This is a genomic window from Streptomyces sp. SCSIO 30461 (genome assembly GCF_037023745.1).
In the GTDB taxonomy this organism is placed as follows: Bacteria; Actinomycetota; Actinomycetes; order Streptomycetales; family Streptomycetaceae; genus Streptomyces.
The window spans coordinates 2832252-2846072 of record NZ_CP146101.1 but is presented as its reverse complement, the minus strand read 5'-3'; the positions used below and the strand labels follow the sequence as shown (position 1 = coordinate 2846072).

Genomic DNA, 13821 nt, shown 5'->3' with positions numbered 1-13821 from the left:
CGCCAGGCCGCCCGGCCGTCGAGGGTGGACCCAGCCATCGCGGAAGCGGTGGAGCGGCAGACCGCCGCGATGCGGGAGCTGAGCCGCCGTGCATTCTCCGAGCCGGACGTCGCCCGGGACAACGCGCCCGCTTCCCTCGAGGCCATCCGGGCACAGTGCCGTCGCCAGGCTGGGGCCACCGAGGCCGCCGTCCTGCGCCGGGCCCGGCAAGAGCGCGCGGCCGGAAGTAAGGGTCAGTTCGTTCTTCCCCAGCTGAGGGTGACCGCGTCGATCTCGCCGCGGTCCGGGTGGAGGGTCTGGTTGTGCCAACGCCAGGACAGGCGAAGTCGTCAGTGGGTGAATGGTTCTCGGATCGGATCGCGTTGGGAGTGCTGACGCGCCCTGGAACGGAGGCACATTGAGCAACCTCACCAGCCTCGTGTGAGTACGCGTACTCAGGGCGCGGCGGTGGTCCTCCGGCGAGAGTGGGAGCACACCGAACGACTGGAGAGAGTCATGAACACCCCCCGCCCCACGGGCCTCGCCGCCGCTTCCCTCCCCGGAAGCGTCCGCCTCGCGGCCGCCGTCCTCACGAGCGTGGCCGCGGTGGTTGCACTCACCGGATGTTCCGGCTGGGAGTACCGGGAGTATGTGTGCTCGCGTGGCGAGTATCCCGTCCTGTCCGTGGGGGGAACCGGTAGCGCCTGCGTCTCCGACGGGGAGGAGCCCCCGGCGGGATACGCCCGATACCCGCAGGGCAAGGTGCCGCAGGAGGTCGGCGACACGTGGGACACCTATTGGGACACCCACACCCTGGACAAGGACGGCAAGATCATCGACGCCCCTGAGGCGGGCTGACCGGGAGAGGTCCGGCGCGGCCGAACGGCGAGGCCCTCGCGGATCCCGCGAGGCCGACGCCCTCGTCCTGGCGGACGCGCCTTATGGTCCCGGCCTAGAAGAATCATGAGGATCTTCGGTTCTGGCCCCGCCGCGTGAGCGGCGGGGCCAGACTCTTGTGCGCCCAGCATGGGCGGTTGCTTGGGGGTGGAAGTCCCCTGGGGGAAGAGGTGGTGCCAACCCCGAGCCGGAGGCAAGGGCGTCATCGTGAGGTGGGGTCTGGAGGAAGCCCAGCTGTGCATCTCGCGTCGTGCCGTGTGGACCGCACGTCTCAACGCTCTACTGGCTCGGGCGCCCGTCCAGGTGCTGCACGGCGACCTGACCGCACCCGTCACCGGCCGCACTTCGACCTCATCCTCACCGATCCGCCCTACGTCCCGGGCTCGGGTGCACCGCCTCGCCGAGGCCCGGCTCTGGCCCGGGAGACCGGTCACGACGGACGGCTGGTCGTCGACTGAATCTGCCGGGACGCACCCCCACTGCTGAAGCGCGAGGGCCATCGCGTAGCGGCGTGACGCGCGGAACGCGCTGCGCCGACATCGCGGGCACCTCGGTCCTCTCCACTTCTCGTTCGTCGCTCATGGACTTCACAGCCGTTCACGTCTTTGGGGCACGGTCAGACGCGCCGTCAACTCTCATCACGCTATCCGCCAGGGGACTTCCCCAGGGCCTGCATTGCGAGGCACAAGTCCGCCACGAGGCCCGGGCAGACAGCGTCACGGTCCTCGGCGGTGGCAGAGGTCTGCTTCGGGTCGATCCCTGCGTCCTCCAGCGCACGCGTCAGAACCTTGCCGGCCGGGCCGATGAACGAGTGCCCCTGGCGGCCCTCCTGGTCGCCCGGTTGCTCTCCGACGATCAGGACGAGCGCGGAGCGCTCTCCGTCGCCGAACACGGGGCAACCTGGGCCTTCAGCAGGTGTCCGGCGTAGGCCCGGAAGTCCCGCGCGTCGTCCGGGCAAGAAGGGTGTGGGGTCGTACAGCTGCTCCGCGGTGATGTCATCATCAGCGGTACGGACCACCACACCGCCCGATTGAGCCCCCGTCCGGGATTCCGTCGTGGCCGCGCTGCTGGAGACGCTGGTCCCATCCATCTCTGACGTGCTCCGCTCACGTGCCGAGCCTGGTTGTGCGACGACCTCGACCGTGTCAAGACTGAGCCGCACACCTGACAACTGCCCACCTCCACCATCGCCCCATAGGTGCGCACCGCCATTGCCCTGCTCCAGAGGTCCGGAGACAGCCACCGGAAGAGGCGGTCGCCGCCACGGATGCCACCACGGCGGCGACCCGGAACCGTTCACTGCCCTGTTCCGTAGCAAGTGGCGGCACCAGTGGTCGGTGCGGTCGCAGTCCCCCGCCCGCTGCGCTGAGCTCGCGAGGACCGCGTCGTGGTACTGGTCGATGGCGACGCGGTCTCCTGATCTGATGCCGGTGTAATCATCGCAGCCGTGGTTCACGGGGCTGCGGCATTGAGGGGCGACCACGCTCGCCGGAACTGTCAGCCTCCGTCGATCGCGGTGCGGGCCCGGACCTCGTCCGGGGCAAGGTAGTGGTCCGTGTACTCGAAATCACGTAGCGTCCCCGGCTTTTACGTCTGAAAGCCGGTTCGCACGAAGTCGTCGCCGGCCACGGCGTTCAGAAGTCAATTCGTCATCACTCGAGTCCTCGCGGCGCCGGTGCGCAGCGCCGCCCGGTCGTACCCGCGGGCCACGGCCTGAGCGGGTGTCCCGCGCAGGTCTATGCCGAGCGGCCGCGAGACACCATCGAGGCCACCGAGATCCACGACCAGCCCGAGGTCCTTATGGACGTACGGACGCGTTGGCGCGCCCGTAGCGACATGACCACGTTGTCGGCGGCAACCTTGCCCTGACGCTCCGCGTGCTGCGCGGTGGGCGGGCACACCGAACTGTTCTCGCCGTTGGCGAGGTCGGGCACGGCGGCCGCGTCACCGAGCGCGAACACGCCATCTGCCCCGGGCACACGCAGGTCTGCGGCGACAACGAGCCGACCGCTCTTCGCCGTCTCAGCGCCCAACGTGGCGACAAGCGGGCTCGCGGCGACACCAGCCGTCCAGATGAGGGGGCGGCAGGGCAGCACGCGCCCGTCAGTGAGTGTGATGTCCTCGGGGCCCGCCTCGGCGACGCGGCCAGCTTCCTCATGCCACGGCCGTGCTGCGCCAGACCCGGGATGTCGAAAGTGCCGGTCACGCTCCCTGGCGCGAGCACAAGGTGATCGTAGGACTGGTTCACAAGCTCCCCGGTGGTCTTCCGGATCACGCAGACCTTGGCCCGGGAGCCGACGCCCACCGCGCCGACGATCACAATCCTCGGTCGCGCCATGGTGTCCGTCCCTTCTCAGGTGTACGGGTCCCCGGCATGCCTTCCTCGACAGGCCGTTCCATGCATGCGGAAAGCGGAGCGGATACCTCCGAAGGGGGCTTGGGCGCCGCCATGGGCCCCGAACAGCCCCCTCTCGAGGCGAGAAAGTGCCCCATCAGTCGCATTCACATGCTGGAGAATCCGCTTTCTCGGCGACGGTGAGCACGGACTGCCGCATGCACCCGAACTTCCCAGAACAGAAGACCCCGGTTCCCGGCCCCGCAGGGTGATTTGGCGCCGCGCAACACCCTTTTCGGCATTCGACGGCAACGTGACCTCCGTGGGTACGAGGTGCGAGCACCACGAGCGAAGGGCCGGGGGAGAGACATATGTGAGGAGGCCGGGGGCTCAAGGCTGCCACTGCGCGTGCCGACTGGTGAAAGAGCTGAGCGGAGGTCGGTCATGATTCGGACTGTGGGCGTGGAAGAGGAACTGCTCCTGGTCGACGCCGAGAGCGGGGAGCTACAGGATCTGTCAGCAGCGGTCCTGGCTGCGGTGTCGCACGAGGCGCTGCGCGGCGGAAACAACGGAGTCTTTCAGGCTGAACTGCAACGCCAGCAGCTGGAATTCGCCACAAGTCCCCGGAAGACCATGGATGATCTTGCCGCCGAGGTCCGACGGTGGCGGGCTGAAGCGGCCCACCGCGCAGAGGCCATGGGCGCGGCCGTGGCCGCCCTGGCCACCTCCCCGCTACCCGTCACCCCCTCACTGGGCTTCAGCGAGCGCCACCGCTGGATGGGTGACAGGTTCGGCTTGACCGCTCAGGAACAGCTCACCGGCGGGTGCCACGTGCATGTGTCGGTGGTCTCCGACGAGGAAGGCATCGCGGTCCTTGACCGTATCCGGCCGTGGCTCGCCGTACTCCTGGCTCTGAGTGCGAACTCGCCGTTCTGGCAGGGCAGGGACAGCCAGTACGACAGCTACCGCAGCCAGGTCTGGGGGCGCTGGCCCTCCGCCGGCCCCACGGAGATCTTCGGCTCGCCAGACGTATATCACCGGCTGGTTCAGACGCTGCTCGACACTGGAGTGCTCCGCGACGAGGGAATGGTCTACTTCGACGCCAGGCTCTCCAAGCGCTATCCCACGGTGGAAATCCGCGCAGCCGATGTCTGCCTGGATGCTTCCACGACGGTCCTGCTCGCAGCCTTGGCGCGGGGGCTCGTGGAAACCGCCTCCCGGGAATGGGCCACGGGCGCGCAGCCTGACCGGCACCATGTGACGACTCTCCGGATGGCTTCCTGGCAGGCAGGCCGCTACGGGCTTGACGGTCAATTGGTCCACCCCTTGACGATGCGCCCCGCCCCTGCGGAAGCCGTGGTGCACGCGCTCGTGGACCACGTACGCGACGCGCTCCATGATGCCGGAGACCTCGCGCTTGTGCAGGAAGCGATTACCTCGCTGCTGACCACCGGAAACGGCGCCCGCGTGCAAAAAGACCTGCTGGAACGAACCGGGAGCCTCCGCGCCGTGGTCAAGGAATGCGTCAAGCGCACGCAAACGTAATTGTACATAAACAGGGCACAGCACTTGCATATCTGCATTTAGAGTGAAAACAACCTCTTAGAGGGCGCTTACCCGGGTTAAGGGCAGTATGTGGCTTATTTAACTGTCCCACTTTGATGCGGTTCAGCCTGTAAATGAGTTCGCTGCGTCCGAAGAGGAGGGCGTAGACCGGTGGGAGCTGGGTGAGGATCCGGTCGATCAAGACGTTGTCGACGGTTCGGTTGACGACGCGCAGGACAGAGCCGGTGTCCCAGCGGGTGGTGGCGCCTGTGCCGCCCGTGAGGGTGGTGAGTTCGTTGACGAACTCGCATCCGGTCAGCGGTGTGGCCGCGGGAATCTGCGCGGTGAAGACAAGGGCTGCCTCGAGGGGCAGGTGGGCGGCGAACTCGACGCGCTCCTCTCCGGTGACCTGCCGGCCCAGGACGGTGAGCACGGTCCGGATGACCTTTTCGGCCCCCTCCCTGGTTGGGTACACGCCTTCGTGTCGCACTGCTTCGACCAGGTGCTCGAATGTCGTGCCTGCCGTAGTCGGGGTGTAGACGTACGGGACCGTCGTCATGGCGACGGGGATGACCTTCCTGCTCAGGATGGAGTTATCGCGTTGCTTATGACCGCAAAGAGCACAGCCACACCCACGCCGGTGAGACGGAAACCGGATGTCACGTCAATGGGGCAGTGGGAAGCGGCGCCGACGCATGCTCGGTGATACCGCCTGCTTGTATGCGGAACGTATTGCGGAACTCGTCGCGGAGCGGAGAGCCGGACTTGAAGGGGGCAGCGCCCGGCCCTCCGCTGTCCGTGACCTTCCGAGGTCAGCCGCTGATCTGCTTCGGCGTGGCGTCGGCAGCGCCGACGGTGATCTTGCGCGGCTTAGCGCGTTCCGCGATCGGGATGCGCAGGGTGAGTACGCCTGCGTCGTAGTCGGCCTTGATGTGCTCGGTGTCGAGGGTGTCGGCGAGCATCAGCTGTCGGGAGAAGACCCCCAGGGGCCGCTCGGCGAGCTCCATCTGCACGCCGTCGGGCTTGGCGACCGGACGGCGCTCCGCTTTGACGGTCAGCATGTTCCGCTCGACGTCGATGTCGATCGCGTCTGCGGTGACACCGGGCAGGTCGAGTGCGATCACGTAGTCGTCGCACTCGCGGTAGGCGTCCATCGGCATGGTGGACGGTCGTGACCATGTGCCGGATGCGCCCAGGAGCTGCTGGGTGAGCCGGTCGAGCTCACGGAACGGGTCGGTGCGCATCAACATCGGAAAACACCTCCAGTGAGTCAGGCAGTGACTGCCAATGCGCTTCACTTGCCACCCGTTGTAGCATGTCATCGAAACGATGACAACAACACAGGTCATCAGGTTGACGACATGGAGTCAGGATGTCGAAGAGCGAACAGCCGCTGCCTGTCGCCCCCGCCTCATTTCTCGCCGCTACGGCGGCATTGACCGCCATAGACGGAGCCGTACGGGCCGCACACGCGGCGCCAGGCGAACGTCCTTCCGTCAGCGCCCCGGTCGGCGCCGAACAAGCTCTGGCTGCCCTGCTGCTTCTGCGAGAAGTCCGCGAGCAGCTCGCGGGCTGGGAGAGCGACCTGATCGAGACGGCGCGCGCCGCGGGTGCGAGCTGGGCCGAGTTGGCCGGCCCCCTGGGGGTCACCAGCCGCCAAGCGGCCGAGCGGCGCTACCTGCGCCTGCGGCCCGGCGCCGCCGGTAGTACCGGTGAGCAGCGGGTTCGGGCCACCCGCGACAGTCGGGCAGCGGACCGAGCCGTAGCGGTCTGGGCCCGTCAGAACGCCGGCACCCTGCGCGGGCTCGCCGGGCAGATCACGGCCCTCGCCGACCTCCCGCCTGAAGCCGCCGCCCCCGTGGAGCGCCTCCTGGACGCTCTCGCCGACAACGACGCCGCCGCACTGACAGGCCCTCTTGCCGAAGCCCTCCCCCACCTGTACGAACACTCCGACATCGCGGACCGCCTCGGCAATGTCACCCACCGCATGGGCAAGCTACGCCAGGACAGCACCGACCAACGCCGCTCCACCTGAATGGCTACCCGTGACGGGCGGGCGCCCGGACAGCGCGAGACCGGGACGGCCTGGGCATCCGCCAACGGCGACAGGCTGAGACCGGTGGCCCGGTCGACGTTCGGCGGTGATGCGGCGACGCCGTCTGGATGGCGGCCTCGGTCCGATGGGTGTGGAGTGTGGAGGGGCTGAACACCGCGTGCCGGGGAAGGCGCTGTGGTGAGTGAACCGTCCGACCTGTATTCGAAAGGATGAGACGTCATGCCGGCTGGATCCAGTAGGAAGCGCGAGCGGCAGTACGAGCACATCAAGGACAGTGCCGAGAAGCGCGGCATGTCCGAGGGCCGAGCGAAGGAGATGGCGGCCCGCACGGTCAACAAGGAGCGTGCACGGTCCGGGGAAGCGAAGACGTCCAGCAAGACCTCCACCCGCGATCCGCTGTCCGCTTCCCAGCGCGGCGGGCAGCGCTCCCACTCCGGCGCTCAGGGCCTCACCAAGGACCAGCTGTACGCGGAGGCCAAGAAGAAGAACATCGAAGGCCGCTCCACCATGAACAAGCAGGAACTGCGCAACGCCCTCGGCCGCTGACCTCCCGCGATGCGGAAGTCGTTCACATGAGCTTCGACATGTGGGCCTACCACCCGGAGTCGCACCACACCCCTGGCATGATCCTCATCGGCTACACCGTGATGGCGACCGACGGAGAGATCGGCACCGTCCACGAGGACATCGAGGAACCCGGCTCCACCTACGTGGTCGTCGACACCGACCCGTGGACCTTCGACACGCCGGTGCTCCTGCCGGCCGGCACCATCATGCGCGTGGACCGCCACGACAAGACCATCCTCGTCAACCGCACCCGGGACGAGATCAGGCACGCCCCCGCCTACGACCCGAAACAGCACCACGACGACAGCCCGTACCGCGACCGACTCGCCGACTACTACCGCCCCTTCTACTCCTGACCCGCGCGGACGGTCCGCCCGCAGACGAGCACACACTGCAGATGGGACCATCCCGGGCACGTTGGTGTACCCGGTCGGGCCGTGTCCGCCGGGTTTCGCTGCAGTTGGTTTATCCAGCGGCCTCCAGGGGGTCGAGAGTGACCCGGTAGCCGAGTTCGTTGAGGCGGGTCACGGCCCCCCTCCGTCTCCTTGGCGAAATACGCCGCTGCCCGCCGCAGGATCTCCCGCTCGAGCTCCCACTCCTTCTCCGCCTTGCGCAGCCGGCCGTTCTCCGCGCGCAGCCGGGCCAGTTCCTCATCCCGGCTCTCCGCACTCTGCTCGCCGTGGCCATGAGCGGCCCGCGTCGCAGGCCTGGCAGACCCGGCTCCGCAGCGTCTCGCCGGTCGCCCCGACATCCGCCGCAACCGCCGCGTACGTGCGCTTCCCGCCCGCCGCGCGGTACAGCGCGACAGCGCCGTTCCTGAACTCCGCCGGATACGGAGACCATGTCCCACCAAGACACCTTCCCTTGGATCTGACAAGATCGATTGTCCGAGTGTCCACGTCACGGGGGTCGCCTCAGGGGTGGGCTGACCCCTGCGGGGCGTCAGCGCCGGGAGACGGTACGGATGCAGGCGGCTGAGCTGCGACAACTGGCCGTTGGAGACCGCAGACCAGCTGTCGCTGGCCGCGCGTCGGCCGGTCACGGCCTGTCTCGTCCGGGTTTTGGCGGGCGGGGGGACCGGCGGACCGCCTGGACGCTGCGTAGGGCACGTCCCCCGCAGTCCGCCTGACGCGAGATCATCAGACGCTGCTGCAAAATACGGAGGGATTCCGGCCACACAGCATGTCGTGATCGGGTATCTCATGGGCTAGTTTGCGACAGTGCGTCATATGGTTCGTTTGCCAGGTTCGTCCTGGACCGGCGTTCAGGTGGTGACCGTTACCGGAACAGGGCTCGGCCTGTTCATGGTTTTGCTCGACGCGTTGATCGCGAATGTGGCTCTGCCTGATATCCAACGGGATTTCGGTGTTGGAGAGTCGGGCCTGCAGTGGGTGGTCGCGGCGTACTCCATCGGCATGGCCGTCTTCATCATGGCTGGGGCTACCGCGGCAGATCGCTTCGGGCGTCGACTGGTCTTCGTGGCGAGTGTTCTGGTCTTCACGGCCGCGTCCGTGACCGCGGGGCTGGCTCCCGGGCTCACTTCCCTGGCGGTAGCCCGCGCGGTGCAGGGCATCGCTGCCGGGACGGTGACCGTCGCCTCGCTCGCGCTGGTCAGTGCCGCCTTCCCTGAACACAGGCAGCGCGCGAAGGCCATCGGGCTGTGGAGCGGAGTGGCCACCGTCGCCCTGGGGCTGGGGCCGGTGGCCGGGGGAGTCCTGACCGAGAGCGTCAGCTGGCGGGCGGTCTTCCTCGTCAACGTGCCCGTGGGGGTGGTGGTGCTGGTCCTCACCCTGGGGCACGTGCCGGAGTCACGTGAGGAGCATCCGCGAGGGTTCGACTGGGGCGGGCAGGCCTTGTTCGTGGTGGCCATGGGCTCGTTGGTGTACGCGCTCATCCAGGGCCAGAAGGCAGGCTGGGCGTCACCGTCGATCCTCACCCTGCTGGCCGTCGGCGTGACGGCACTCGCGGCCTTCGCCCGTTACGAGTATCGCAGCCCGAGCCCGATGACGGACGTGCGGTTGTTCGGCAACCGGCCGTACGCCGTGGCCATGGCCACGCTCTTCTCATCGTACTTTGCCTCATACGGCATGCTCCTGATCACCACCCAGTACTTCCAGAACGTCGAGGGCTACTCGCCGGAGACAGCAGGGCTGCTGATCCTGCCGTTCGCCGTCACCAACATGACGCTCGCGCCGGTCTCGGGGTGGCTGACCGCACGGTTCGGGCCCCTCCGGGTGGCCAGGGCCGGTCAGACCCTGCTGGTTACCGGGCTGGCCGTCGTCGCCCTGGGCATGCCTGCGACCGTGTTCCTGGTCGCGCTCGGCTTGCTCTTCACCGGCGCGGGGGTCGCCCTGGTCGTCACCCCGGTGACTGCCCTGGCCATGAGTGCGGTGCCGCTGGAACGCGCCGGAATGGCCTCGGGCATCATGAGCGCCCAGCGGGCCATCGGCTCGGCCTTCGGCGCCGCCGTCCTCGGCAGCGCTCTTGCGATCTGGCTGGGCGCCACGCTCAACGACACTCTGCGCGATGCCGTTCCGGCGGATGAGGCTCGCCGGGCGCTCAGTGACCAGATCATCGCGGAGGCCAACCCTTATGCGTACAGGGCCGAGGTCGGCCCCGGCAGACCGCTCCCCGCCCTCACACCCCGTCAGCGTGAGGCCATCGTGGAAGCGGCGAAGCACGACTTCATCCGGGGCTGTCAGCTCGGCATCGGTATCGGCACCGCCCTGTGCGCCATGACCACGGGGATGCTGTGGACCACCCCCACCGGCCACAACACGGGTACCCCGGGCGAGGGCGCATCCGCAGGCGCGGGACCTTCCGACTGAGGTTCTCCAAACCGAACGGTGTTTCTGGGTTTTTGGGGGTTCAGCGGCGGGGCGGCGGAGAGCCGCCCGTCGAAGGTGATCTCGAAGGCGGACGGCGATCCCGCGATACCCGGTCCCACATCACCGACCCGCGGCGGGACTGACGCCGTGCTCGCGGTCGGCCGGCGCGTCGTCCGCGATCGGCGGACGGTCTCGGTGGGCCGGGCATCGTACTGGCGGAGGGCGGATGCTGGACACACCCGGGGCTACTTGAAGACGTCCAAGGAGCCCGGAATCTGCACCGACCGGGGGCGCTGGAAGGCACCATGCCGGGGCCGCTGAACAAACGTCAGGGCCACCGATGCCGAGGTCCGGCGGACTGCGGTCAGCCAACCGTGGCGCGGACCGGGTCGCCGAGGATGCCGTCGGTGTACGTCACGTACCGAGCGGTGAAGTCCCCTTTGCCGGTGATGGTGCCTGAAGCCTTCTCCCCTGGCGCGAGTTTGACCGTTTCGATTTGGTTCTTGTCGACGGCGAGGGCAGCCCTGTGCTTGGTTCCGGTGGTGTCGGTGAGGGAGAAGTACAGCGGGTTGACGCTGATCTCCTTGTCGCCGTTGTTGCTGACAGTCACCAGAACGCTGGTGTAGTCGCCGCCGTCGTGCAGGACGCCTGGAGTGAAGGCCGTCTTCCTCGCGACGAGATCGACCGGTCTATCCCCCTCCGCCGGCTGCTCGCTCTTCGGGCCGTTCTGTGCCGGGGCGGATGATGCGGCCTTCCCGGAGCCGCTGTCCGGGGAGTTCCGACCCACGGTGGGTCCGCAGGCGGTCAGAGCCAGCACCGCGAGGACGGCAAGGAGGGCGGGACCTGTCTTCTTCATTGAGATGGTTCTCCATTCAGCGCCACGTTGGGACGGAGCCCCGTGGGCGGTTGATCTTGACTCGGCAGGATGATGGAACGTCGGAATCCCTCTGGCGGGCTCTGCCGCGGCAGAGCTCGGGAAGAGTGATCGTTTGCCTTCCGTGGTACTAGCTTCCGAGGGGCCCACGCCTCTGACCAGTGGAGGAAGCGACACCGTGCGCTAAAATCCCGTCTTGTGAGGGGGAGGCGGCATGTCGTGGCGGTGGCAGTGACAGACGGCGCCCCCACCTTCGAACTCGCCGTGCCCTGCGAGGTCTTCGGCACCGACCGCAGCGACATCGTCGCCCCTTGGTACGAGCTGCGCCTCTGCGCAGCCGAGCCGGGACCGATCCGCACCAGCGCCGGGCTTCGCCTCGACACGTGCTACGGCCTGGACGACCTCGTGGACGCAGACACCGTCGTGGTCACCGCCTCCTCGCTCCGGGTGCAGACCACCCCGCCCCAGCCGCTGGTCGACGCGGTGCGCACCGCCCACGAAAGAGGCCGGCGCATCGTTGCCCTGTGCAATGGAAGCTATGTCCTTGCAGCAGCCGGGCTGCTGGACGGGCGGCAAGCCACCACACACTGGATGAACGGACTTGACCTCGCGGACCGCTACCCCAGCATCGGGTACGACCCGACCGTGCTCTACGTCGGAGACGACACCGTGTTCACCTCGGCCGGTACCGGGGCCTCGATCGATCTATGTCTGCACCTGGTGCGCCACGACCACGGCTCGGCGGTGGCCAACGAGGTGGCCCGGCGCATGGTCGTCCCGCCTCACCGCGAAGGGGGACAGACCCAGCACTCCAGGCCGCTCACTGCGCTCCCCGAGGACAGCGGTCTTGGAACCGTACTGGAGTGGGCTCGAGAACGCCTGCACGAGCCGCTGACCGTGGCAGGGCTCGCCCGCGAGGCACATGTGAGCGAGCGCACCCTCGCCCGCCGCTTCCGCGAGACACTGGGTCTCACCCCGCTGCGATGGATTCTCCAGGAACGGATACGGCTCGCCCAGGAGCTGCTGGAGACCACGGACGAGCCCGTCGAGTCGATCGCCCGGCGTACCGGATTCGGTACCCCGGCCAACTTTCGGCACCACTTCGGACGGCTCACCTCCACCTCTCCCCGGGCTTACCGCAATCGCTTCCGGAGCCGAGGCCCGGGTCACACCCCCTCCGGCAGCGCACCCGAACCGGGCTGACCACGCATGCAAGTCCAGCGCCCAGCCGGTCGCCGTCCGCACGGTCGCTGCCGCGACCAACCGGGCGACCACCGCCGTCACCGGCCGGCCAGCGCGTCGGCGGTGGCCTGGGCGAACGCCTCCGGGTTGTCGAACATGATGTTGTGGCCGCACTCCGGCACCGCCCTGAGCACCACCCCCGCGGCCTCCAACTCCGCCGCGCCCGCCGGGACACCGTCCGCCTGCGGGTAGAGGAAGGTGCGCGGGTGGGGCAGCCCGGCCAGCTGTTCGCGCAGCGCGGGCACCGTCCCACGCCCCCGGTGCACCGTCGTCCGGTACAGCGCCTCGCGGCCTGCCAGCCGCATCGTCGCCCACCACACCGGTCCGACCCGCGCCTCCGTCTCCGCCCAGCCGTGCGCCAGGAACTCCTGCTCGGTGTAGCTCGCGATGCCGCCGCTCCCCGGGGTCGGCATTGGCGGCGCCGGGTCCAGGACCGAGTCCACCAGCACCAGCCTCGACACCAGCTCCGGGTGACGCGCCGCCAGCAGGATCGCCACCGCGCCGCCCAGGCTGTGCGCGACCACCTCCGCGCCGCTCACACCGGCCGCGCGGAGCGCGAGGGCCACGGCATCCGCGTGCTCCTCCATCGTGTAGTCGAAGTCGGCCGGCCGGTCGCTGATGCCGAAGCCGAGCAGGTCCAGCAGCAGCGAGCGGTGGCCGACCAGAAGCGGATGCGCGGCCGCCGCTGCCCAGTACGTCGGCGAACTGGCACCGAGCCCGTGCAGGTACAACCGGGTCCGCGGCCCACTGCCGGGAACCTCGATCCACCGGATCAGGTCGCCGTTCGGGGTGACGGGGGCATGGCGCATGGCGGACTCTCCTTCGGTCGCGGTCTCGAGTCCCACCATACATCGATTCCGAGGTATATCGTAACCGATGCATTTGGACGGCAGTCTGACAGCATGGCTGCATGCTCAAGCTCGCGATCCTCGGATTCCTCTACGACCAGCCGCTGCATGGCTACGAGTTGCGCCACCACCTGGCCGCCCTCACCGGACATGTGCGACCGATCAGCGACGGGACCCTCTACCCCGCGATCAAGCGCCTCGAATCCGACGGCCTGCTCGTCCGCGAAACCGAGCCTGGCAGCGCGGCCGCCCCACGCCACACCCTGCACCTGACCGCCGCCGGGCGCGACGCCCTGCTCCACCACCTGCGCACGCCCGAGCAGTTGGACATCAGCGACGAGAACCGCTGGTTCACCGTGCTGGCCTTCCTCCGCCACCTCGACGACCCCGCCGAGCAGGCCGCCGTACTGCGCCGCCGCCTTGCCTTCCTGAACGAGCCCGCCAGCTTCTTCTACGCGGACGGCCGACCGCTGCGCGCCGAGGACCTCTCCGACCCGTTCCGCAGCGGGATCCTGCGCATCGCCCGCGCCACCACCCAGGCCGAACTCAGCTGGCTCACCGACACCTTGGCCGACCTCGACCGGTGACCGACTCAGCGCCCGCTCTGCGGGCAGATCCCGCCGTGTCGGCTGCGGTTCGACGGCGTGCTC

The 13821-nt window shown here is 68.4% G+C and carries 13 protein-coding genes and 1 pseudogene; 8 read left to right on the top strand and 6 right to left on the bottom strand.

What is annotated here, in order from left to right; genetic code table 11:
- Nucleotides 1-495 precede the first annotated feature (495 nt).
- On the top strand, nucleotides 496-837 hold the full coding sequence (locus tag V1460_RS12495; protein WP_338673813.1) for an SCO0607 family lipoprotein: 342 nt from the start codon (nucleotides 496-498) through the stop codon (nucleotides 835-837).
- Nucleotides 838-1519: 682 nt separating this feature from the next.
- Here the strand turns inward: V1460_RS12495 and V1460_RS36295 are convergent.
- Both V1460_RS36295 and V1460_RS12480 read right to left on the bottom strand, forming a co-directional pair.
- Nucleotides 1520-1768, bottom strand: coding sequence for a uracil-DNA glycosylase family protein (locus V1460_RS36295; RefSeq protein WP_407077444.1), 249 nt, complete (start codon nucleotides 1766-1768; stop codon nucleotides 1520-1522).
- 605 nt (nucleotides 1769-2373) lie between these two features.
- Nucleotides 2374-3208: pseudogene (locus tag V1460_RS12480) on the bottom strand (NAD(P)/FAD-dependent oxidoreductase); the annotation flags it as partial.
- A 447-nt stretch (nucleotides 3209-3655) separates the two neighbouring features.
- On the opposite strand from V1460_RS12480, the gene V1460_RS12475 reads away from it, so the two are divergent.
- Nucleotides 3656-4756: a glutamate--cysteine ligase gene (locus tag V1460_RS12475; RefSeq protein ID WP_338673812.1), complete on the top strand. Its 1101-nt coding sequence runs from the start codon at nucleotides 3656-3658 to the stop codon at nucleotides 4754-4756.
- Here V1460_RS12475 and V1460_RS12470 read toward each other — a convergent pair.
- Nucleotides 4737-5315: a DUF2267 domain-containing protein gene (locus tag V1460_RS12470; RefSeq protein WP_338673811.1), complete on the bottom strand. Its 579-nt coding sequence runs from the start codon at nucleotides 5313-5315 to the stop codon at nucleotides 4737-4739. The two genes, V1460_RS12475 and V1460_RS12470, sit on opposite strands and share 20 nt — an antisense overlap.
- A 253-nt stretch (nucleotides 5316-5568) precedes the next feature.
- Nucleotides 5569-6006 carry an Hsp20/alpha crystallin family protein gene (locus V1460_RS12465; protein ID WP_338673810.1) on the bottom strand — a complete coding sequence of 146 codons (438 nt, stop codon included), beginning with the start codon at nucleotides 6004-6006 and terminating at the stop codon, nucleotides 5569-5571.
- Between the two features lie 122 nt (nucleotides 6007-6128).
- Here V1460_RS12465 and V1460_RS12460 point away from each other — a divergent pair, with 122 nt between their 5' ends.
- The 4 genes from V1460_RS12460 (at nucleotide 6129) to V1460_RS12440 (ending at nucleotide 10207) form a co-directional block, all read left to right on the top strand.
- Nucleotides 6129-6791 (top strand): type III effector protein, encoded by a 663-nt coding sequence (locus V1460_RS12460; RefSeq protein ID WP_338673809.1) that lies wholly within the window; start codon nucleotides 6129-6131, stop codon nucleotides 6789-6791.
- A 240-nt stretch (nucleotides 6792-7031) separates the two neighbouring features.
- Nucleotides 7032-7358: a plasmid stabilization protein gene (locus V1460_RS12455; protein ID WP_338673808.1), complete on the top strand. Its 327-nt coding sequence runs from the start codon at nucleotides 7032-7034 to the stop codon at nucleotides 7356-7358.
- A gap of 26 nt (nucleotides 7359-7384) precedes the next feature.
- Nucleotides 7385-7735 carry a PRC-barrel domain-containing protein gene (locus V1460_RS12450; protein WP_338673807.1) on the top strand — a complete coding sequence of 117 codons (351 nt, stop codon included), beginning with the start codon at nucleotides 7385-7387 and terminating at the stop codon, nucleotides 7733-7735.
- Nucleotides 7736-8608: 873 nt separating this feature from the next.
- Nucleotides 8609-10207, top strand: a complete 1599-nt coding sequence (locus V1460_RS12440) for an MFS transporter (protein ID WP_338673806.1) — start codon at nucleotides 8609-8611, stop codon at nucleotides 10205-10207.
- A gap of 364 nt (nucleotides 10208-10571) precedes the next feature.
- On the opposite strand, the gene V1460_RS12435 is transcribed toward V1460_RS12440, so the two are convergent.
- Nucleotides 10572-11063 carry a DUF4352 domain-containing protein gene (locus V1460_RS12435; protein ID WP_338673805.1) on the bottom strand — a complete coding sequence of 164 codons (492 nt, stop codon included), beginning with the start codon at nucleotides 11061-11063 and terminating at the stop codon, nucleotides 10572-10574.
- 237 nt (nucleotides 11064-11300) lie between these two features.
- Here V1460_RS12435 and V1460_RS12430 point away from each other — a divergent pair, with 237 nt between their 5' ends.
- Nucleotides 11301-12284 (top strand): GlxA family transcriptional regulator, encoded by a 984-nt coding sequence (locus V1460_RS12430; RefSeq protein WP_407077443.1) that lies wholly within the window; start codon nucleotides 11301-11303, stop codon nucleotides 12282-12284.
- Nucleotides 12285-12361: 77 nt separating this feature from the next.
- On the opposite strand, the gene V1460_RS12425 is transcribed toward V1460_RS12430, so the two are convergent.
- Nucleotides 12362-13132 carry an alpha/beta hydrolase gene (locus V1460_RS12425; RefSeq protein ID WP_338673803.1) on the bottom strand — a complete coding sequence of 257 codons (771 nt, stop codon included), beginning with the start codon at nucleotides 13130-13132 and terminating at the stop codon, nucleotides 12362-12364.
- Nucleotides 13133-13233: 101 nt separating this feature from the next.
- On the opposite strand from V1460_RS12425, the gene V1460_RS12420 reads away from it, so the two are divergent.
- Nucleotides 13234-13758 carry a PadR family transcriptional regulator gene (locus tag V1460_RS12420; RefSeq protein WP_338673802.1) on the top strand — a complete coding sequence of 175 codons (525 nt, stop codon included), beginning with the start codon at nucleotides 13234-13236 and terminating at the stop codon, nucleotides 13756-13758.
- Nucleotides 13759-13821: the final 63 nt, after the last annotated feature.